Here is an 18,970-nt window from a genome sequence, read left to right on the forward strand (position 1 = left end):
CCGGGAATCCAGAGCCTCAATAGCGCTAATGTCGTTCTGGATTCCCGATCGCTCGCTTCGCGAGCGTCGGGAATGACAGAGAACCGATCGATGCTCGACTTCCTCTCCCTTCTCGGCGCCAACCCTGCGCCAATGGCGTGAGGCGCGCATTTTCTCACTGAGCTCCCATGTTCTTCATCTTTTCCAAGATTTTCGAGTTTCTCGCGACGCCGACGCATTTCGCGCTGTTTATCGGCGCTCTCGGCGTCGCACTTTCTGTCACCCGTTTCAAAAGGACAGGTTGCGCGCTCTCCGGCGGCGCGATCGTCCTTCTGCTCGTCATGGGCTTTTCGCCGCTCGCCGGTCTCGTCGCGATTCCGCTCGAAGCGCGTTTTCCGCCGCCGCCCGATGACATGCCGGCGCCGGATGGGATTATCGTGCTCGGCGGCTCTGTCGACGAAAATCTGAGCGGCATGCGCAACCGCGTCACCCTCGCCGAAGCGGCGGAGCGCCTCACCGCGCCAATCGCCTTGAAGCGGCAGTATCCGACGGCGCGCCTCGTCTTCACGGGCGGCACCTCGGCCTTGCGCGGGTCGGCCTATACGGAAGCGGGGACGGTGCGGCGCTTCTGGCGGGAGGTCGGCCTCGACCAGGGCGATGTGCTTTACGAAGACAAATCCCGGAACACATTCGAGAACGCCGCCTTCACGCGCGACCTCGTGCAGCCCAAGCCCGGCGAGCGCTGGCTGCTTGTCACTTCCGCGATGCATATGCCGCGCTCGGTCGGCATCTTCCGCAAGGCCGGCTTTCCCGTGATCGCCTATCCCGTCGATTACCGCACGGCCGGCGAGATGAGCGGCTGGAGCGTGCCGCGCCACGCGTCGCGAAGCTTCGGGCTCCTCGAATTCGCGGCGCATGAATGGGTGGGCCTCGCCGCCTATTGGCTGACGGGAAAGACCGACGCGCTCTTTCCGGCGCCCTAAAAAATTGCAGAGCGCGCTTATTCGGCGCGCCGCCGCCCGCGCGTGGTTGTCGTCGGCTCCATGCTGCGCCCGCCGGAGCCGCCCGGCCAGCTACCGTGTTTCATTTCGAGAAACAAAGCGATCGCTTGGGCGCGGTTACGCACGTCGAGCTTCTCGAAAAGATTGCGCAGATGAAATTTGATCGTGTTGATCGAGACGCCGAAATCCTTGGCGAGCTGGCTGTTGGTGTGGCCCGACCCCAGCGCCGACAAGAGGCTTCTCTCGCGCAGCGTGAGATTCTCCAAAGGATCGCTGCGCATCTTACGGATATCGACGAAGGGAAAGACCATATCGCCCGCCGCCACCGCCGCCAGCACGTCGAGAAGCCGTTCCGGCGGGGCGCGCTTGGAGACGAAGCCCGCGCCCCCGAGCTGCAGTGTCTCGGCAGGCGCCGCGGGATCGTTGGTGCCGCTATAGACCACGATCTTGGGCGCCGAGACCTGGCGCGAGAGGGCGCGTAAAACATCGCGCGCATGCAGTGTAGGCAATTGCCAGCCAATGACCGCGATCGCGAATTTCTGCTGCCGGGCGGCCTCGAGAAACTCTTCGCCATCCGTCACTTTGAGGACGAGGTTGAAACGCTTGTCGTCGGACAGGAGCTTGTCGAGGCCGGCAAGAATCAGCGGGCTCTTGTCGGCGATGGCGACATCGATGCTGGCGGCCTGCTGCGAGGGCGCGCCGTCGTCACCTTCTGGGCGCGGAGCGGTCTTCGCGAGATCCGCACTTTCCCCGCTCGCCCGGATATTGTCCATCCGCCCCTCCCAGCCCTGATCGAAAAGGTAGGCGCTCCCATTTCTTCCAGCTTCGCATGGCCGCGCCACGAGAACGGAAAAAACGCCTCATATGCATCGCGACAGCCGCTGATCTGTTTGGCCGTCCTCGAAGCGACGCCGAATAAATACCTGCCCATTCGAGTTGGGAGGTGGGCCAAGAATACTCATAGCGCGGCAAGACGCAAGCGTTCTCACGTGACAAGAAGCCAAAATGCGTGCGCGCAAAAATTAAGGCGCGCCGCATCGGCAAGTGCCGACGCGTCGCGCCTGAACGTAAGCTGCTAGAAGCGCTGAATTAGTCGGTGAAGACCCAACGCGCAGCGAAGTAAGCAGCCGCGCCGATCACGATGATCGCGATCATGCCGACGGGGGTCGCCGCATAGCTGGTGAGTTCGAGAATAGCGCCCATTATCTCCTCCTTCTGTCACACTTAACTGTCGGTTCTAACCATTAGCCGACATGCTGCCATCTGATCCGTCGTCGCCGGCGGAATCGTCAGATACCAAGTTTTAGGATCGCATCGCCGACATGTTCCCATCGCGCGTTTAACGCGATCCTCGAAAGGGCGGGCGCATATCTGTTCTGCCCTGTCCGCGCTCGGTGAGCGTTTGCTTCCACAGCTCATCGACCGTGGTTCCGAAATGCGGTGATGCAACGAACTATTGTAGTCGCTGATCCTTGTCAAGCGACCTCGTTGTCGGCGCGCAAATGCGCAGGCGCGGGACTGTCGTCGCGCGAGACGGCCGTGGAGATTGCGCTTGCCCGCCCGTATTGCAGACGACTAATGTCCGAATGATTAACAAAGCGAGCGCTCATGGCTAACACGCCTTTGAAATTGGTCGTCATCCTCGTTGCGCTGGCCGCCGCCGGCTTCTCGTTTTTCTATGCGCGGCGCACGGCCCCAGCCTGCACGGAAGACGGGAAATACATGTCCTCGGTGAGCGAATGTCAGGCCTGGGGGTTCGATTCCGGGCTCTGCAAGCAGGCGGTCGACAAAGCCCACGCCGTCGCTGCGCAGGCGGCTCCAAAAACCGAGACCATGTTCCAGTGCGAGCTGCGTTTCTCTGATTGCTTCGAAAATCCGGCCGGCGGCTTTACGCCTCGCCCGGCGTTCTGCCTGCGCGCCGACGGGGAGCCGAAGGAAATCCGCTACCTCGAATATGAGTCCGATCGCCGCAACCGGAAAAAGACCAAGGAAGTGCGTATCGATTAAGCGGCTAAGGCTCCGCTTGGCTCATCTGCCCGCGTCGGCGCGCCGTGGCGCGATCTGGAAATCCGAGGCGTCGATGACGAGCTGGCCCGCGCCGGTGCGCATGTCGATATGGATCGGCACGACGACATGCACGTCCGGCAAGGGCGCGAGCCACACGTTTATATCCCGGTTCTCAGCCAAATAGCGGGTCGACTTACTATCGGGGCGGTGTCCGGCGATCGGCGTGTAGCGCGCCGAGCAAACGGCGACTGGCCCCGAATAGCCGTGCGTCTGAGCCGTGTGAGCGCCCGCAAAAGAGAGCTGGACGTCGAAACGGGTCACGCCGTCGAACACGGAGATCGTGCGGTTGCAGGCGGCCGGCCCAATGAGCTCCTGGCTCTGCGGAACGCTCATGATCAGCGCGCTGACGGGATCGACGATGCGTTTCTTGGCGCCGTCATTGAGCGGAACGCGCATTTCCGCGTCCCACGGCTCCGGCTTCACCTCGACTGCGCGCACGGCGTTGCTGGCGAGCGACATCCGCACCGTGCGCGTCTCGTCATTGTTCGAGGTCGTATTGGCGTAGGCCGAAGGCGACGGGCCGGCGGCGGTCAAGCCGCCGCTCGCGGTCGCCGCCCCCTTGGTGTTGTTCACGAGATTGGCGAGTCCCGAGGTCCGCATGGAAATATCGACGCGGTAGCTTTCCGGCTCGACCACGCCCGAGGCGGAGGCGCTGCCGATCGAGAGCCCCATCAGGCTCAAGGCGTAGTGCGCCTTGATCGTTTCGGCCGCGGTCGGCCCGGCGCCGGCGCAAAGCAGCGCCGCAATCGGCAAAGCCGCGGAGGGCGGGAAAAGCTTCAAGATCCGGCTCATGTTGCTCAAGACTGCAGTAGGTGGCGCGCCGCGGAACGAAGCCTCACGCCGACTCCTGCCAATGCCCGTCCGAATAGATGCGCCAGGCGCGCAGCCCCGCCTTGGCGACGACCATCCTACCGGCTTTCGCTTCCGAGACGAGATGTCTGAATATGAGAGGATTGCGCCAGGAAAAGGGCTTCTCCGGATCGCAAACGGCGTGGTACTCGTCGCTGTCCGGATCGTCCATGAGGAGCGTCCCGACCTTGTCGGGCCGCATCGTCGCCGGCAGCCCGCGATCTTCTTTCCATTGGCAGTAATAATCCCGGCAAACCTCGGGGCGCGTTGCGTAAACGCCGCAACCTCCCGCGCCGGCGCAATGTTCGCAGAGCTTGCCCGCGGTCTTCTTCATCTCCTCGATTTCGAGGACCTTGCAGCAGAAATGGCAGGGGCCGCAGGCCTTGCCGGGGATGTCGAGCATGATAACCGCGCCAGGGAGACAGTGAGAATCGAATCGGCTTATTGTCCCCCGGATGGCGCTGGATGCAAGCAGCGCCGGCGCCCAAGGGACGGCGACGAAGGGGCGGCGGTGAAGAGTCGGCGGCGAGGATGACGCAAGGACGGACCAGAATCGTTTCGATCTGCGGTAGCCTGCGCGCCGGCTCGGTCAATGCGGCCGTGCTTGCGGCGGCGGCGCGGCTCGCGGGCCCCGACGTCGAGATGTCGCCCTATTGCGGGCTCGACGCATTGCCGCATTTCAATCCGGATCGCGACCATGACGCCCCGCCGCCCGGCGTGCGGGACCTGAGAGAAGACCTCGCGCGCGCCGACGCCATCCTGTTTTCGACGCCCCAATATGCCGGGTCCTTGCCGGGCAGCTTCAAAAACCAGCTCGATTGGACCATCGGCGCAGGCAGCCTCTACCGCCGCCCCGTGGGGTGGATCAATCCATCCGCCCATGGCGGCGCGCACGTCCATGCGCTGCGCCTTGTCCTTGACAAGGCCGGCGCAAATGTCGTCGAAGCCGCCTGCGCCGACGTCCCCGTTGGCCGGGACGCGCTGGACGCGGACGGGGAGATCCGGAACGAAACGCTTCTGCGAAAAATCGCCGCCGTCACGAGCGCGCTGGCCCGCGCCGCCACTTGAAGAGGGAAGAAGAATACATGGCGCCTGACATCAACCCCTCCACGCTTTTCGTTCCGCCGCAGTGGCTTGCCGATAATCTCGCGTCGCCTGACATCGTCGTTTTCGACGCGTCCTGGCATATGCCGGCGGCGAACCGCGATCCGCGGGCCGAATATTTGGCGGGGCATATCCCGGGCGCCGTCTTCTTCGACATAGACGCGATCGCCGATCACTCGACCGGCCTGCCGCATATGCTCCCCTCGCCCGAGGTCTTCGCCGCCGAGATGCGCCGGCTGGGCTTTGGAGACGGCATGCGCGCGGTCATCTACGACAGCGTCGGCCTCTTCTCGGCCCCGCGCCTCTGGTGGACGATGAAGGTCTTCGGCGTGAAAAAGGTCTCGATCCTTTCCGGGGGCCTTCCGGCGTGGAAGGCGGAGGGCCGGCCGCTCGAGACGGGCGATGTCACCCGCGAACCGCGCGACTTTACGCCCGCATTCAATCCGGAACTCGTCGCAGATTGGAAACAGCTAGATACGTCGCTTTCGAGCGGCGACGCTCAGGTCGTCGACGCACGCGCCGCTGAGCGCTTCATGGGCCGCGCCCCCGAGCCGCGTGCGGGGCTGCGCGCCGGCCATATGCCCGGCGCTCACAATCTGCCCTTTGGCGAGGTGATCGAGGGCGGAAAGATGAAAGACAAAGCGGGATTGGAAGCCGCTTTCGCAGCGGCGGGCCTCGATCCTGCAAAGCGGACGATAGCAAGCTGCGGATCGGGGATGACCGCCTGCATCCTCAGCCTTGCCCTCGCCGCCGCTGGCCGGCCGATGGCGACAGTCTATGACGGCTCATGGTCGGAGTGGGGCGCCCGCGCCGATCTGCCGGTTGTTTCCTATTCGGACTAGCGCTGATGAATCGAGCAAATTTAGCTCATAACTTAATCATATAGCCTAAATATCAGGCATCATCACGGGTTTCGGCGCCGACCGATTGGCCATGGCGCGGAAATCGCTCAGGTGGTAGAAGCTCGGCGGCGTCGGCAAAGGCGAAGCGCGGGTGCGGGCGGGAGCTTCAGGCGCAGCGGGGACAAGCGATGAAAAAAGTCGAGGCGATCATTAAACCTTTCAAGCTCGATGAAGTGAAAGAGGCGCTGCAGGCGGCTGGCCTGCAAGGCATCACTGTCACCGAGGCGAAGGGTTTCGGCCGCCAGAAGGGTCACACCGAGCTTTACCGGGGGGCCGAATATGTCGTTGACTTCCTGCCGAAAGTAAAAATCGAGATCGTTCTTGCGGACGAGGCCGTCGATCGCGCCGTCGAGGCCATTCGCACGGCCGCCCAGACGGGTCGCATCGGCGATGGCAAGATTTTTGTTTCGAACATCGAGGGCGCAATCAGAATCCGCACGGGGGAAACCGGCGTGGACGCGATTTAACCTTCGGGGCTATCGTGAGCTTCCTAGAAAGACTGTTTCGCCGCTCCGCTGCGCCGCAAACGCATGCAACTAAACCCAAGGAAGAGGCAAGGATCGACATGACAACTGCCAAGGACGTAATCAAGCAGATCAAGGACAACGACGTAAAATACGTCGACTTCCGCTTTACCGATCCGCGCGGCAAGTGGCAGCACGTGACCTTCGACGTGTCGATCGTCGACGAAGAGGCGCTGAACGAAGGCATCATGTTCGACGGCTCGTCGATCGCCGGCTGGAAGGCGATCAACGAGTCGGACATGACGCTCCTGCCCGACCTCTCGACCGTCACCATGGACCCCTTCTTCGCGGCCTCGACCATGTCGATCGTCTGCGACGTCGTGGAGCCGGCGACCGGCCAGCCCTACAACCGCGACCCGCGCTCGATCGCCAAGAAGGCCATGGCGCATGTGAAGTCGATTGGCGTCGGCGACACCGCCTTCTTCGGCCCCGAGGCCGAATTCTTCGTCTTCGACGACGTCCGTTTCTCGTCCGACCCCTACAACACGGGCTTCCAGCTCGACTCGGTCGAGCTGCCGACGAACTCCGACACCGCCTATGAGGGCGGCAACCTCGGCCACCGCGTCCGCACCAAGGGCGGCTACTTCCCGGTTCCGCCGGTCGACTCGGCCCAGGACATGCGCTCCGAGATGCTCGCCGCCATGGCGGCCATGGGCGTCAAGGTCGAGAAGCACCACCACGAAGTGGCTTCCGCCCAGCATGAGCTCGGCCTCAAGTTCGAGACGCTCGTCACCGTCGCCGACCACCTGCAGATCTATAAGTATGCGATCCATCAGGTGGCGCATTCCTATGGCAAGTCGGCGACCTTCATGCCGAAGCCGGTTTACGGCGACAATGGCTCGGGCATGCACGTCCACCAGTCGATCTGGAAGGAAGGCAAGCCGGTGTTCGCTGGCGACAAATACGCCGGCCTCTCCCAGGAGTGCCTGTGGTACATCGGCGGCATCATCAAGCACGCCAAGTCGCTGAACGCCTTCACCAACCCGTCGACCAACTCCTATAAGCGTCTGGTCCCGGGCTTCGAGGCGCCGGTGCTGCTCGCCTATTCCTCGCGCAACCGCTCGGCCTCCTGCCGCATTCCCTTCGGCTCCAACCCGAAGGCCAAGCGCATCGAGGTTCGCTTCCCCGATCCGACGGCGAATCCCTATCTCGCCTTCGCGGCCATGTTGATGGCCGGCCTCGACGGCATCGCCAACAAGATCGATCCGGGCGCGCCGGCCGACAAGGACCTCTACGATCTGCCGCCGGAAGAGTTGAAGGCGATCCCGACGGTTTGCGGCTCGCTGCGTGAAGCGCTCGACAGCCTCAAGGCCGACTACGCCTATCTGACGGCCGGCGGCGTGTTCAACGAAGACTTCATCAACGCCTACATCGACCTCAAGATGCAGGACGTCTATCGCTTCGAAATGACGCCCCATCCGGTCGAGTTCGATATGTATTACAGCTACTGATCCATAAGGAGCCGGCTTCTGGTGAAGCTGGAGACTTACGGATGAGAATCGGTGGGCCGCCCTCTGGGCGGCCCATTTTTTTAGCGGCGCGGCTTACTGCGATAGTTCATCCGAGATCCGCGCGATTGGTTCGGCGCCATCCCCGACGCTCGGACACACAGGAACTCACCGCCGTCATTGCGAGGAGGCGGAGCCGACGAAGCAAACCAGGGCCGCATCGCTGCCCTGGTTTGCTTCGCTTCGCTCGCAATGACGGGCTCTGAATAAAACCAGCGCTTTTATGGCTCTGGATTCGATGCGAGCTGTTCAAACGGAAATGCTATCAGATAGGGAGAGGGCGACGCTTTCCTTTAGGCGCGCCGGCGCCTACATCAGCGTCGGGCAGAGAGAAGCGCTCATGGCGAACACCATAACGATCACCGTGCCGCATGATCTTGGAGTGGAGACCGCGAAAAAGCGTCTCGCCGAGCGCATCGAGATGCTGCAGCGTGAATATGTGGATAAGGTCGCGCAGTCAGAAGTAAGCTGGGCGGGCGACGTCGCCACGGTCCGCGTCGCCGCGCTGGGCCAAAGCGCGACGGCGCGAATGACGGTGCTGCCCGAGCTGGTTCGGATAGAGGTGCAACTGCCCTGGTTGCTCGCCAAGCTCTCCGGCGGGCTTCAGGATTTCATCTCTCGCAACGCGAATGACGTCTTGCGCATCGGCCCCGGAAAAAAGACCTCCTGATCAGCGAAGGGCGTCGCCCCCCTCGCTTTCCACCGCCTCGAGATGCATGTTTTCGGACGACACCAGTCGCAGGTTCGGCTGCTGTAGAGCATTCGCATTCTTGCCAACCGCGTAATGCGCCCGCGTGGCGCCACGCCCGCGTTGGAGGGCAATGGCGTCGTGATGGCGCCTTTTCGCGAGCGACAGACGCCGCTCATTGCGCGCTGATTCTCTCATGAAAAGCGCCAGGACGATCAGTATGTCCGTGGCGCGGTCGAGCGCGCCGAGATCGAGAAAGCTGCGAAGATCGCTCAGAATCAGCTCGCGAGCCGACGTCTCGCCGCGATGCGCATTCATCCGATAACTTGCGAGAAGCGTCCGATGCATGGGGGTAACGGATGCTGAAAGAGTGATTTCGTTCAACGCCAAAGCAACGCCAAATTTGCCGAGTTCGGTCATTTGTACTCCCCGCACGAAACGCTGGAACAAGCCGCAGCGGACACCGAAACTGTGGCCCGGAACCTAGCCGCGACAGGCGCGCCGCTCAATTTGGGGAATATACCTAATTCTCTGTGAAACGAGGTTTTCGCAAGTATTTACATGACTCCCGAGTGCCTCTTTGGCGCTTAATTCAGCACATATCGCCGTCTGCGAGGTCGAACCAGATGCGCACCAGCTCGGGCAAGGTTCGCGCCCCAAGTTTGGCCATTGCATTCGAGCGGTGAATCTCGACGGTGCGTGGTCGAATGCCGAGCTGCAAAGCGACTTCCCGGTTCGGGCGCCCATCGAGGATGGCGCCGACCACATCCTTCTCGCGCGCGCTGAGCGTTTGGTATCGCGCGAGCAACTCATTCTTGCGCCGCGTCTGCTCCATTCGCGCCCAACTGATGTCGAGTCCCCGCTGCACGGCGGAAACGAGCCTCTCTTTTTCGAGCGGCTTGGCGAGGAAATCCGCGGCGCCCTGTTTCATCGCCTGCACCGCTCGCGCAACGACTGCGCTGGGCGAGACAACGATGATCGGCAGCGGCTCGAGGAACTCTCGCAACCGTCGAATCGACGCGGAGGCTGGCTCTTTGAGCTCCAGAATGACGCATCCGGGCTCGCTCGGGTCCTTATGGGCGAGAAAGGCCGACACGTCTTTGAAAACCTCGACGGAGCGACACTCCTGGCAAACAAGCGCGGCAATAGCCGCCCGTTCGTCCTGCTCTTGCGCAACGACATAGATAGTCGGCATGTCGACGTCCTTGAACGTCTTAGAACGCCACCCGCAAAAGCTCATAAGTCTTCTGCGACAAGCGCGCTTCATTCTTGAAAAATTCGCGATTTCTGGCGTCCACATGTTTCGATGTCGACGGAAAACGCGCTGCTAGAATAAAAGCACTCTAGCACAGTCAATGCTCGAGGCGAAGCTAAATTCGTCTAAGTTGTGTTTTGGTTTTGATTATCTCCTGCCGAAATCCGGCGCGGACGTGTCTTGTCCCTGCTCGACGATCGAACGGCGAATAGCGCGCGTGCGGGTGAAGAAGTCGAAGAGTCCCTCGCCGTCGCCGCGGCGAATCATGCGTTGAAGCGCACTCAAGTCCTCGTTGAAGCGTCCGAGCATTTCGAGGACCGCCTCGCGATTATTGAGGAAAATATCACGCCACATAGTCGGATCGGAGGCGGCGATGCGGGTAAAATCACGAAAGCCCGAGGCCGAAAATTTAATGACCTCCGAGCGCGTCTGCTCACCGAAATCATCCGCCGTGCCGACGATGTTGTAGGCGATGAGATGCGGCAGATGGCTCGTGAGCGCCAGCACCTTGTCGTGGTGCTCGGGGCTCATCGTTTCGACTTTCGCGCCGATTCGCGTCCAGAAATTCGCGAGCCGCGCCACCGCAGCCACGTCTGCGCCTTCGAGCGGCGTGAGGATGGACCAGCGATTCTGGAACAGCGTCGCAAAGCCCGCGTCGGGGCCCGAGAATTCGGTGCCGGCGAGCGGATGCGCGGGGATGAAATGAACGCCCGAGGGCACATGGGGCGCAATCTGCGCCACAACCGCGCCTTTCACCGACCCGACGTCGGAGAGAATGGCGCCTTTTTCGAGATGTGGCGCGATTGCTTGCGCGACCACGCCGCAGACGCCGACCGGCGTGCAGATAATGATGAGATCGGCGCCCTTCAGAGCCTGCGCCACATCGCCGCCTGCGTCGTCCGCAATGCCCAATTCGCGCACGCGCGCCATGACCTGCTGCGAGGCGTCGACAATTGCGATCTCGCCGGCCGCCCCATAGTCACGGGCCGCCCGGGCGATGGACGAGCCGATGAGGCCCGCGCCGATGATCGCAAGCCTGTCGAAGATCGGCTCAGCCATTAGCCGCCGCTTTCCTGTCGGACATGAAATCGCCGAGCGCGGCGACCACCGCTTCATTGGCCTCCTGCGAGCCGATGGTCAGGCGCAGAAATTCGCCCATGCCATAGGCGCCGATGGCGCGCAGCACGAGGCCCCGCGCTGTCAGGAACCGATCGGCGTCGGCGGCCGTGCGGCCCGGCGTTTGCGGGAAACGGATGGCGATGAAATTGCCGACGCTCGGCAACACCTCGAGCCCTAGCCCCGAGATTTCGCGCGTCAGCCAGGGCAGCCATTTTTCGTTGTGGGCCACGGCCGCCGCGACATGCGCCGTATCCTGAACGGCGGCGACGCCCGCGATCGAGGCCGCGCTCGACACGTTGAACGGCGAACGGATGCGATTGAGCGAATCGATCACATGCGCCGGCCCATAGCCCCAGCCGAGCCGCACGCCCGCCAGACCATAGATCTTCGAGAAGGTGCGCGTCATGACGACATTCTCATGGGCGTCGACGAGCGCGATCCCCGCTTCGTAATCGGCGCGCATGACATATTCGGCATAGGCGGCGTCGAGGACGAGAAGCGTGCGCGCCGGCAGGCCCTTGGCGAGCCGCTCGACCTCCGCGGCCGGAAGATAGCTGCCGGTGGGATTGTTCGGATTGGCGAGGAAGACAATCTTCGTCTTCTCGGTCACGCGCTCCAATATGGCGTCGACATTCGCCGTGTAATCGGTCTCGGGCGCAACGACAGGGACGCCGCCGGCGGCGAGCGTCACGATCTTATATTCCAGGAAGCCATATTGGCTGTAGAGGCCCTCGTCGCCCTGCCCGATATAGGCAAGCGCCAGCAGCTCGAGAATATTGTCGGAGCCCGCCCCCATGATGATGCGCGCAGGATCGAGCCCATAGCGGGCGCCGACCGCCTCGCGCAGCGCCGCCGACGAGCCTTCCGGATAGATGGCGATCTGATGCGCCATGTCGCGCAGCGCCTGCACGGCGGCGGGCGACGGGCCGAGCGGCGTTTCATTGGCCGAGAGCTTGAAGACGCGGCCTGCGCCGGGCGCGCCGGCCTTGCCGGGCACATAGGCGTCGATATCGAGGACGCCGGGGCGAGGAATGGGACGCGTCATGGCTTAGCTCCTGGGCGCAAAGACGCCGCTGCGCGCTTCGCTGAGTTCATATCTTTCGGCGTGGCTGCCGATGGGCTCCACGATGGCGTCGGCCACGCCGGCCGCCGCCAACTCCTGCGCAAAGCGCGCGGCCTCGACGCGGCCCGGGGCGGCCACCATGAGCGACAGGCCGCCGGCATGGGGCGCGCTGGCGAGGATTTCGCCCTCTAGCGCCGAGACGACGGCGGGGATGGCGTGCGTCCAATGCGGCAAATTGATTGCGTGCAGAAGAATGTCGCGCGACGCGGCGTCCGCGGCGAGCCGCGCCACGATGAAGACGGGCAGACCCGCCGGATGATCGGGGCGTTCGACGAAAGGCAGCCGCGCGATGATCTTGGGCGCGCGCTCGCCGATGAGCCGCATCCACCAGGCGCCCTCCTCCAGGGCGCCGGCTGCGCGCAACATGCCGAGATCGCCGCGCGAGGCCGCAACCGCGTCGATCACCGCGCGAGCGCCGTGATGGGCCACATAAGGCACGGTGAAGCCGAAGTGAAAGCGAGCGCTGTCGCGCATCTGCGCGTCGCCGCCCGAGTCGTCGGCATGCACGGAATAATTCGCCTGCACATAAGTGAAGGTCGAGACGATGACGCGCCAGATGCCCTCGACCGCGTCGAGCGGCAGCAGGCCATGATGACGCTCGACCAGCGCGCGCATCATCTGCGCCTCGCGATCCGGCCGGAAGGCGCAGCCGCCGCCCTGAGCGCGCTTGGCCGCGATCAGTCGGTCGATGATCTCGCCGCGCGCCATCAGCAGCCGATGCATATCGAGATCGATGCGGTCGATCTCGCCGCGCAAATCGGCAAGCATGTCGGCGGCGGAGGTGAGCTCGGGCGTGTCGCGCATGGCGCTTCTCTTAGGCCAGCAGGCCGCGAGAGTGAAGGGGGGCGGCGCGGGCCTCCCCTGGCGCCGGCGCAAAGCGACAAGGTCGCTTGCTGGGCGCCCGGGCTCCGATAGACTGGCGGGCCAGAAATAAAGGAAGCGCCATGTCGAATAAGCTCGCAGCCTGCCTCGCCCTCTTCTGCCTCTCCTTCGCCGGCGCCGCTCGCGCCGATGGCGTCGATCTCAAGGGCTTCCACGCCAAGGCTCTGGCGGAGCTTTCGGACCTCGGTCATCTCGCCGAGCTCACCGGCAAATACAAAATCCGCGTGACGCAGGTCACGATGGACGAGGCCGGCTATATGCACGCCCACCACCATGTCGGGCCGGGCATCCGCTGCATGGTCTCGGGCGAAATGGCCTACGCCATCGGCGGCAAGACCACCGTCTACAAAGCAGGCGACTGCTTCACCGAGACCGGCGCCCAGACCCATGAATCGTCGAATGTCGGCAAGGCGCCGGTCGTGCTGCTGAATTTCGAGCTGTTGCCCGCAGGCCTGCCGGACGGCAAAGGCTCGCTGATCCCCGAGCCCAAGGAGGGCGAAGGCCACTCGCATCCGGCGCCCTGAGGCGGTTCTGCTGACAAAGCGGCGTTGCGACGCCCCTCGTGCTCCGAGACGCCTGCTGCGCAGGCTCCTCAGCATGAGGGACTTCTGCATCTGCGCCAAACACTTAGGCGTCTTCCTGAGGAGCAAGCGAGACCGCCTCGGACGCTGTGTCGGCGAGCCGGATTTCATCTCGATCCCTCCGCCGTGATCGTCGGCGGGTCGATCCCGTTCCAGGCGCAGAGCTGGCCGGCGCGGCGCGCTTGCAGGATCGAGGCGAGCAGCGCCACGCCGCTCGCCGTCTCGACCGCTTCCTTAGCGGGCGCGACGACATCGGCAGTGGTGAAGCGAATGGCGCGCCCGGTATCGGCGGCCGCCTGATTGCAGGCTTCAATCAGTTCGATTTTGGCGTGGCCCTCGATGCGCCGCCCCGCCTCCTCCTCCGGCCTCGGCGCAAACAGCCAAAGCAGGAGCAGAGCGATCGCCAGCGCGACGATGAGGAGAGCCGTCCGTCTCATCTACAGCGTCTTCCCCAACCGCCCGGCAAGGTCGGTCACGAATTGCCACGCCACACGGCCCGAGCGCGCGCCGCGCGTCATCGCCCATTCCAAAGCCTGCGCGCGTATATCGGCCTCCGCCGCCTCCAGGCCATAATGGCGGGCGTAGCCGAAGACCATCGCGAGGTAATCACCCTGACTGCAATTATGGAAGCCGATCCAAAGCCCGAAACGGTCGGAAAGCGAGACCTTCTCCTCGACCGCCTCCTTGCCGTGGATAGCATTGGCGCTTTCATTTTCCATCATGTCGCGCGGCATGAGATGGCGCCGGTTCGACGTCGCGTAGAAGAGGACATTGCCAGGGCGCCCTTCGACGCCGCCCTCCAGCGCGCTTTTGAGCGCCTTGTAGCTCGTCTCCGGCCCGTCGAAGGAGAGATCGTCGCAAAAGACGATGAACTGGTAGGGCGCGCCGGCGAGGGCGCCGAGCAGATCGGGCAGAGCCTCGATGTCCTCGCGATGGATTTCGACGAGCTTGAGCAGCCCCTCCCCCGCCAGCGCGCCATGCACGGCCTTGACGAGCGAGGATTTGCCCATGCCGCGCGCGCCCCAGAGCAGCGCGTTATTGGCGGGCAGACCCTGGGCGAAACGCGCGGTGTTGGAGAAGAGAATATCGCGCTGAAGGTTGATCCCCTCGAGCAGGCCGAGGCTCACGCGGTTGATCCGCTCGACCGGATGGAAGACCGAGCCCGCCGCGCGCCAGACAAAGGCTTCGGCGGCCGAGAAATCCGGCGCCGGCGGCGCGGGCGGCGCGAGGCGCTCGAGCGCGTCGGCGATGCGGGAAAGATGGGCGGCGATATTCTTTTTCGACATGGGGCGTCCTAAACAAAAATCTCGAGCGCAACCTTATCGCAAATTGCGTGAGGTGCGCTGGCGCGTGTGACCACGTGCATCCGTCACATCACTGAAACGCCCCCTCCCTGTCCCTCCCCCGCAAGCGGGAGAGGGGACGCTCGCGATCTGCATTGCTGATGAAGGCCACAATCTGCTCCCTCTCCCGCGAAGCGGGGGAGGGTTGGGGAGGGGGCAATGCAGCGCCACAAATCCCGCCGCCGATTTCCGACGCGAGGCGATACAGGAAGCCGGGACGCCCCGGCCCCGTTCGGCCGGTAGCGTGAAAAATAAGCGCATCGGGGCCGGAGCGTCCCGGCTGCGGTCTTTATTCGCGCGCACCTTTCCGGGCCGAAGTAGCGCCTCTTGTGGCGGTTCCTCCGTCCGGCACGACCGCCAGACGGCGGCCGCTTCTTTCCCGGAGGCTGGATCAGCCTCCGAGCGCGTCGCAAGGGCCTCGACATGCGCCGCCTCCGGCCCGCCGGCGCTTTCCCTTTCGGTACTCGGGCCGCGTGTTGCGGGCGCGAAAACTATGCCCAGCCTTTGCGTGGGATTTCTCCCGCGCAATCTCCCCACGAAGGAGAGACCCGGCGGGCGGCGCCGGAGTCCCGCACGGAACGAGGGTCGCGTCCCGCGCTTAACCGACCCCGCCGGCGCCGCCGACCCTGACGACGCCCCTGCAAGTTGGCGAGGCGGGGGAAGGATAAGGCGGTTTTTGAGGGTGGGGATAAATTAGGGGGCGAAATTCTTTGCGACGGCCGCGCTCTGCCCCTCTCCCCGCGCACAGCGCGGGGAGAGGTTGGGTGAGGGGCTTGGGGATGAGTGGGAACGATAAACGGTGGGCCCTCATCCGACCCTCGCTGACGCGAGGGCCACCTTCTCCCGCAAGCGGGAGAAGGGGAGAGCACGGCGTTTTGGGAATCATGAGCAGCCCATCGCAGAACGCCGGGCGCCCTTGGACCGCGAGCCTTCAGGCTCGCTCTGCGATATGCGAGCCTGAAGGCTCGCGGTCCGTGGGTCCCGAACCCGCTTTCGCGTGTTAAGAGGAGGGATTGGCGCGGATGGCGATGCCGCGCTGACACAAAAACTAGAGGACAGCCTTGACGCTCGACGCCGACGCCCTGCTCTCCCGCGCGAAAATCATCATCTCCCCCGCGGACGCCGAAAGAGCGCAAAAGGCGCTCGACCGCGTGCTGGAGAAAGACAAGGGCCCGCTCGCGTCCTTCCTCGCCGAACACCAAAAGGCGCGCGACCTGCTCTTCGGCGTTCTCGGCTCCTCCCCCTATCTCACCGATCTTGCGGCGCGCGATCCGGCGCGGCTGGCGGCGGCGCTGGCGGCCGATCCGCAGACGCGCATCGCTGCGTTGATCGACGAAACCAAGGCGCTGGAGACCGACGACGAAGCCGAGATCATGCGCCGCCTGCGGCTCATCAAGCAGGAGGCGGCGCTCGTCATCGCGCTCGCCGATCTCTCCAAAGCCTGGGACACTTTGCAGGCGACGGAGGCGCTCACCCGCATCGCCGACGCCATGCTTTCCGCCGCCATTCGCTTCACGCTGCGCCAAGCCCAGCACGCAGGCAAGCTGGAGCTCGCCGACCAGCGCGACCCCGAACGCGCCTCGGGCTGGATTTTCCTCGGCATGGGCAAGGGCGGCGCCTATGAGCTGAACTACTCCTCCGACATCGACCTCATCGTCTTTTTCGACCGTTCCCGCGCCCGTCTGACCGATCCTTCCGAAGACGTCGATCTCTTCGTGAAGCTCACCAAGCGCATCGTGAAGATCATGAGCGAGCGCACCAGCGACGGCTATGTCTTTCGCACCGATCTGCGCCTGCGCCCCGACCCCGGCGCGACGCCCATCGCCATTCCGCTGGAAGCGGCGCTCTCCTATTACGAAAGCATGGGCCAGAATTGGGAGCGCGCGGCCTATATCAAGGCGCGGCCCGTCGCCGGGGACATTTACGCCGGCGAACAGTTTTTGCAGGAGCTGTCGCCCTTTGTCTGGCGCAAATATTTCGACTTCGCGGCCATCGCTGACGTGCATTCGATCAAGCGGCAGATCCACGCGCATAAAGGTCACGGCAAGATCGCGGTCATTGGCCACAATATCAAATTGGGGCGCGGCGGCATTCGCGAGATCGAGTTCTTCACGCAGACGCAGCAGCTCATCACCGGCGGACGCGACAAAAGATTGCGCGGCCGCGCGACGCTGCCCATGCTCGACCAGCTCGTCGAAAGCGGCTGGGTGGAGGTGCAGGCGCGCGACGATTTGCGCGAAGCCTATCTCTTCCTGCGCGACGTCGAGCATCGCATTCAGATGGTCGCCGACGAGCAGAAACACACGCTGCCCGACACGAAGGAAGGCGTCGAGACTATCGCCCGCATGATGGGCTTTGCGGGCTATGACGACTTTGCCGAAGCGCTCATGAAGCGGCTCGACATCGTGCAGGGCCATTATGCGCGGCTCTTCGAAAGCGCGCCCGAGCTTTCCGCCACGGGCGGCAATCTCGTCTTCACGGGCGATGACGACGATCCTGAGACAATCGAGACGCTCGCGCGCATGGGCTACAAAGACCCGAAAATGGTCACGGCGACCATTCGCGGCTGGCACTTCGGCCGCTATGCCGCGACGCGCTCCACCGTTGCCCGCGAACGCCTCACCGAACTCACGCCGAAATTACTGGAAGCCCTCGCCGCGACGGAAAACGCCGATCAGGCTTTTCTCGCGTTCGATAAGCTCATCCAGAAGCTTCCGGCCGGCGTGCAGCTCTTCTCGCTGCTCGTCTCGCAGCCACGCCTGCTCACGCTGCTCGCCGCCATCACCGGCGCGGCGCCGAAGCTCTCCGCCACCATCTCGAAGCGGCCTCGCGTGCTTGACGCCTTGATGGAGCCGGCGTTCTTCCACACTTTGCCGAGCGACGCCGATCTGCGCGAGCGGCTTACGGCGCAATTCGCCGAGGCGCGCAGCTATGAAGATGCGCTCGACCGCGCCCGCATCTTCGGCCAGGAGCAGAAATTTCTGATCGGCGTGCGCGTGCTGACCGGCTCGATCTCGGTGGCCGACGCCGGCGCCGCCTATACGCGCCTCGCCGAGACGCTGATCGCCTGCCTCTTCGAAGAGGTTTGCAAGGAGTTCGAAAAGGCGCATGGCCGCATCGAAAAGGGCGCGGCGGCGGTCGTCGCCATGGGCAAGCTCGGGGGGCGCGAGATGACCGCCGCCTCCGATCTCGACCTCATGCTGCTCTACGAGGCCGATCCCCACGCGGAGTCCGTCGGCGGCGAGCGTTCGCTCTCGACGGCGCAATATTACGCCCGCCTCACCCAGCGTCTCATCACCGCGATTTCGGCGCCGACCGCCGAAGGCACGCTTTACGAAACCGATTTTCGCCTGCGCCCCTCCGGCAATATGGGGCCGATCGCGGTGAGCCTTAAATCCTTCGAGGCTTATCAGGCGGAAGAAGCCTGGACATGGGAGCATATGGCGCTCACCCGCGCCCGCGTCGTCGCCGGGCCGGCTGACTTCGCCGCCCGAGTCGAAGAGGCGATCCGCGCCGCGCTGACCCGGCCGCGCGATCCGCATAAGCTGAAAATCGACGTGCTCGCCATGCGCAAGCGCATCGAGCAGGCCAAGGGCTCAACCAGCCCTTGGGAGGTGAAGCAGGTCGCGGGCGGGCTGATCGACATCGAGTTCATCGCCCAATATCTGATGCTTCTGCATGGCGCGGCGCATCCGGAGATTTTCTCGACGACGACGCCCCTGGCGCTGCGCGGACTGCGCGACGCCGGCCTGCTAGACGCCGGCGCGGCCGAGACGCTTCGCGCCGCCGCGAGCCTTTACCAGGGGCTCACGCAAGTGCTGCGCCTCGCCGTCGATGGGCCATTCCGGGCGACGGACGCGCCGCGCGGGCTGACCGAGCTTCTGCTGCGGGTCGGGGATTCGCCCAATCTCTCCCATCTCGAGGCGCTGCTCGCCGATTCTCAGAAGAGAACGCGGGAGATTTTCCTGTCTGTCATCGGACCGTTTTCTGGGCCCGCTACCGGCGCTGGGGAGTTGTCAGAGGCGCCGCCTCCGGCATAGATACG

19 protein-coding genes are annotated in these 18,970 nt (G+C 64.0%); 9 read left to right on the plus strand and 10 right to left on the minus strand.

The window, feature by feature from the left end:
• The first annotated feature begins 167 nt into the window (after positions 1-167).
• Entirely contained in the window at positions 168-962 is a 795-nt protein-coding gene (locus tag QNA11_RS09850; RefSeq protein ID WP_283482891.1) for a YdcF family protein, read from the plus strand.
• A gap of 17 nt (positions 963-979) precedes the next feature.
• Here the strand turns inward: QNA11_RS09850 and QNA11_RS09855 are convergent, their stop codons facing one another.
• Positions 980-1,753, minus strand: coding sequence for a response regulator transcription factor (locus QNA11_RS09855; RefSeq protein WP_202074169.1), 774 nt, complete (start codon positions 1,751-1,753; stop codon positions 980-982).
• Positions 1,754-2,588: 835 nt separating this feature from the next.
• On the opposite strand from QNA11_RS09855, the gene QNA11_RS09860 reads away from it, so the two are divergent.
• Positions 2,589-2,987 carry a DUF1190 domain-containing protein gene (locus QNA11_RS09860; protein ID WP_202074168.1) on the plus strand — a complete coding sequence of 133 codons (399 nt, stop codon included), beginning with the start codon at positions 2,589-2,591 and terminating at the stop codon, positions 2,985-2,987.
• A 21-nt stretch (positions 2,988-3,008) separates the two neighbouring features.
• Here the strand turns inward: QNA11_RS09860 and QNA11_RS09865 are convergent, their stop codons facing one another.
• On the minus strand, positions 3,009-3,827 hold the full coding sequence (locus QNA11_RS09865; protein ID WP_246744986.1) for a DUF3108 domain-containing protein: 819 nt from the start codon (positions 3,825-3,827) through the stop codon (positions 3,009-3,011).
• 55 nt (positions 3,828-3,882) lie between these two features.
• Entirely contained in the window at positions 3,883-4,299 is a 417-nt protein-coding gene (locus QNA11_RS09870; RefSeq protein WP_202074166.1) for a hypothetical protein, read from the minus strand.
• Positions 4,300-4,427: 128 nt separating this feature from the next.
• On the opposite strand from QNA11_RS09870, the gene QNA11_RS09875 reads away from it, so the two are divergent.
• From QNA11_RS09875 to QNA11_RS09895, 5 genes are all read left to right on the plus strand, one after another.
• A complete protein-coding gene (locus tag QNA11_RS09875; protein WP_283482892.1) occupies positions 4,428-4,964 on the plus strand; it encodes an NADPH-dependent FMN reductase in 537 nt (178 codons plus the stop codon).
• A 17-nt stretch (positions 4,965-4,981) separates the two neighbouring features.
• Positions 4,982-5,842 (plus strand): 3-mercaptopyruvate sulfurtransferase, encoded by an 861-nt coding sequence (gene sseA, locus QNA11_RS09880; protein WP_283482893.1) that lies wholly within the window; start codon positions 4,982-4,984, stop codon positions 5,840-5,842.
• A 188-nt stretch (positions 5,843-6,030) separates the two neighbouring features.
• Entirely contained in the window at positions 6,031-6,369 is a 339-nt protein-coding gene (locus QNA11_RS09885) for a P-II family nitrogen regulator (protein WP_165052984.1), read from the plus strand.
• A 98-nt stretch (positions 6,370-6,467) separates the two neighbouring features.
• Positions 6,468-7,877 (plus strand): type I glutamate--ammonia ligase, encoded by a 1,410-nt coding sequence (glnA, locus tag QNA11_RS09890; RefSeq protein WP_202074162.1) that lies wholly within the window; start codon positions 6,468-6,470, stop codon positions 7,875-7,877.
• 397 nt (positions 7,878-8,274) lie between these two features.
• On the plus strand, positions 8,275-8,604 hold the full coding sequence (locus tag QNA11_RS09895) for a polyhydroxyalkanoic acid system family protein (RefSeq protein ID WP_202074161.1): 330 nt from the start codon (positions 8,275-8,277) through the stop codon (positions 8,602-8,604).
• Here the strand turns inward: QNA11_RS09895 and QNA11_RS09900 are convergent, their stop codons facing one another.
• The 5 genes from QNA11_RS09900 to QNA11_RS09920 form a co-directional block, all read right to left on the minus strand.
• Positions 8,605-9,042: a hypothetical protein gene (locus tag QNA11_RS09900; RefSeq protein ID WP_283482894.1), complete on the minus strand. Its 438-nt coding sequence runs from the start codon at positions 9,040-9,042 to the stop codon at positions 8,605-8,607. It lies immediately after the preceding gene.
• A 172-nt stretch (positions 9,043-9,214) separates the two neighbouring features.
• Positions 9,215-9,817 carry a response regulator transcription factor gene (locus QNA11_RS09905; protein WP_281928875.1) on the minus strand — a complete coding sequence of 201 codons (603 nt, stop codon included), beginning with the start codon at positions 9,815-9,817 and terminating at the stop codon, positions 9,215-9,217.
• 207 nt (positions 9,818-10,024) lie between these two features.
• Entirely contained in the window at positions 10,025-10,936 is a 912-nt protein-coding gene (locus tag QNA11_RS09910; RefSeq protein WP_283482895.1) for a prephenate/arogenate dehydrogenase family protein, read from the minus strand.
• The gene (locus QNA11_RS09915) at positions 10,929-12,041 is read right to left on the minus strand and encodes a pyridoxal phosphate-dependent aminotransferase (protein ID WP_283482896.1); all 1,113 of its coding nucleotides are present in this window, start codon (positions 12,039-12,041) and stop codon (positions 10,929-10,931) included. The genes QNA11_RS09910 and QNA11_RS09915 overlap by 8 nt, the downstream gene beginning before the upstream one ends.
• A 3-nt stretch (positions 12,042-12,044) precedes the next feature.
• Positions 12,045-12,923 carry a chorismate mutase gene (locus QNA11_RS09920; protein WP_283482897.1) on the minus strand — a complete coding sequence of 293 codons (879 nt, stop codon included), beginning with the start codon at positions 12,921-12,923 and terminating at the stop codon, positions 12,045-12,047.
• A 140-nt stretch (positions 12,924-13,063) separates the two neighbouring features.
• Between QNA11_RS09920 and QNA11_RS09925 the strand changes: the two genes are divergently transcribed.
• Positions 13,064-13,525, plus strand: coding sequence for a cupin domain-containing protein (locus QNA11_RS09925; RefSeq protein WP_283482898.1), 462 nt, complete (start codon positions 13,064-13,066; stop codon positions 13,523-13,525).
• Positions 13,526-13,689: 164 nt separating this feature from the next.
• On the opposite strand, the gene QNA11_RS09930 is transcribed toward QNA11_RS09925, so the two are convergent.
• Complete coding sequence (locus QNA11_RS09930; RefSeq protein ID WP_283482899.1) at positions 13,690-14,019, minus strand: hypothetical protein; 330 nt, start codon at positions 14,017-14,019, stop codon at positions 13,690-13,692.
• Positions 14,020-14,868: an ATP-binding protein gene (locus tag QNA11_RS09935; RefSeq protein ID WP_283482900.1), complete on the minus strand. Its 849-nt coding sequence runs from the start codon at positions 14,866-14,868 to the stop codon at positions 14,020-14,022.
• Between the two features lie 1,118 nt (positions 14,869-15,986).
• Between QNA11_RS09935 and QNA11_RS09940 the strand changes: the two genes are divergently transcribed.
• Entirely contained in the window at positions 15,987-18,965 is a 2,979-nt protein-coding gene (locus QNA11_RS09940) for a bifunctional [glutamine synthetase] adenylyltransferase/[glutamine synthetase]-adenylyl-L-tyrosine phosphorylase (protein ID WP_283482901.1), read from the plus strand.
• Positions 18,966-18,970: the final 5 nt, after the last annotated feature.

Origin of the sequence: Methylocystis sp. JR02 (genome assembly GCF_030063565.1) — a bacterium.
Classification (GTDB): domain Bacteria; phylum Pseudomonadota; class Alphaproteobacteria; order Rhizobiales; family Beijerinckiaceae; genus Methylocystis; species Methylocystis iwaonis.

Bases quoted from the DNA above. Each gene is read 5' to 3' on its own strand.
- QNA11_RS09855 (WP_202074169.1), bottom strand. From the start codon at position 1,753: ATGGACAATATCCGGGCGAGCGGGGAAAGTGCGGATCTCGCGAAGACC.
- QNA11_RS09905 (WP_281928875.1), bottom strand. From the start codon at position 9,817: ATGCCGACTATCTATGTCGTTGCGCAAGAGCAGGACGAACGGGCGGCT.
- QNA11_RS09850 (WP_283482891.1), top strand. From the start codon at position 168: ATGTTCTTCATCTTTTCCAAGATTTTCGAGTTTCTCGCGACGCCGACG.
- QNA11_RS09900 (WP_283482894.1), bottom strand. From the start codon at position 9,042: ATGACCGAACTCGGCAAATTTGGCGTTGCTTTGGCGTTGAACGAAATC.
- QNA11_RS09870 (WP_202074166.1), bottom strand. From the start codon at position 4,299: ATGCTCGACATCCCCGGCAAGGCCTGCGGCCCCTGCCATTTCTGCTGC.
- QNA11_RS09875 (WP_283482892.1), top strand. From the start codon at position 4,428: ATGACGCAAGGACGGACCAGAATCGTTTCGATCTGCGGTAGCCTGCGC.
- sseA (WP_283482893.1), top strand. From the start codon at position 4,982: ATGGCGCCTGACATCAACCCCTCCACGCTTTTCGTTCCGCCGCAGTGG.
- QNA11_RS09920 (WP_283482897.1), bottom strand. From the start codon at position 12,923: ATGCGCGACACGCCCGAGCTCACCTCCGCCGCCGACATGCTTGCCGAT.
- QNA11_RS09915 (WP_283482896.1), bottom strand. From the start codon at position 12,041: ATGACGCGTCCCATTCCTCGCCCCGGCGTCCTCGATATCGACGCCTAT.
- QNA11_RS09925 (WP_283482898.1), top strand. From the start codon at position 13,064: ATGTCGAATAAGCTCGCAGCCTGCCTCGCCCTCTTCTGCCTCTCCTTC.
- QNA11_RS09860 (WP_202074168.1), top strand. From the start codon at position 2,589: ATGGCTAACACGCCTTTGAAATTGGTCGTCATCCTCGTTGCGCTGGCC.
- QNA11_RS09885 (WP_165052984.1), top strand. From the start codon at position 6,031: ATGAAAAAAGTCGAGGCGATCATTAAACCTTTCAAGCTCGATGAAGTG.
- QNA11_RS09910 (WP_283482895.1), bottom strand. From the start codon at position 10,936: ATGGCTGAGCCGATCTTCGACAGGCTTGCGATCATCGGCGCGGGCCTC.
- glnA (WP_202074162.1), top strand. From the start codon at position 6,468: ATGACAACTGCCAAGGACGTAATCAAGCAGATCAAGGACAACGACGTA.
- QNA11_RS09930 (WP_283482899.1), bottom strand. From the start codon at position 14,019: ATGAGACGGACGGCTCTCCTCATCGTCGCGCTGGCGATCGCTCTGCTC.
- QNA11_RS09935 (WP_283482900.1), bottom strand. From the start codon at position 14,868: ATGTCGAAAAAGAATATCGCCGCCCATCTTTCCCGCATCGCCGACGCG.
- QNA11_RS09895 (WP_202074161.1), top strand. From the start codon at position 8,275: ATGGCGAACACCATAACGATCACCGTGCCGCATGATCTTGGAGTGGAG.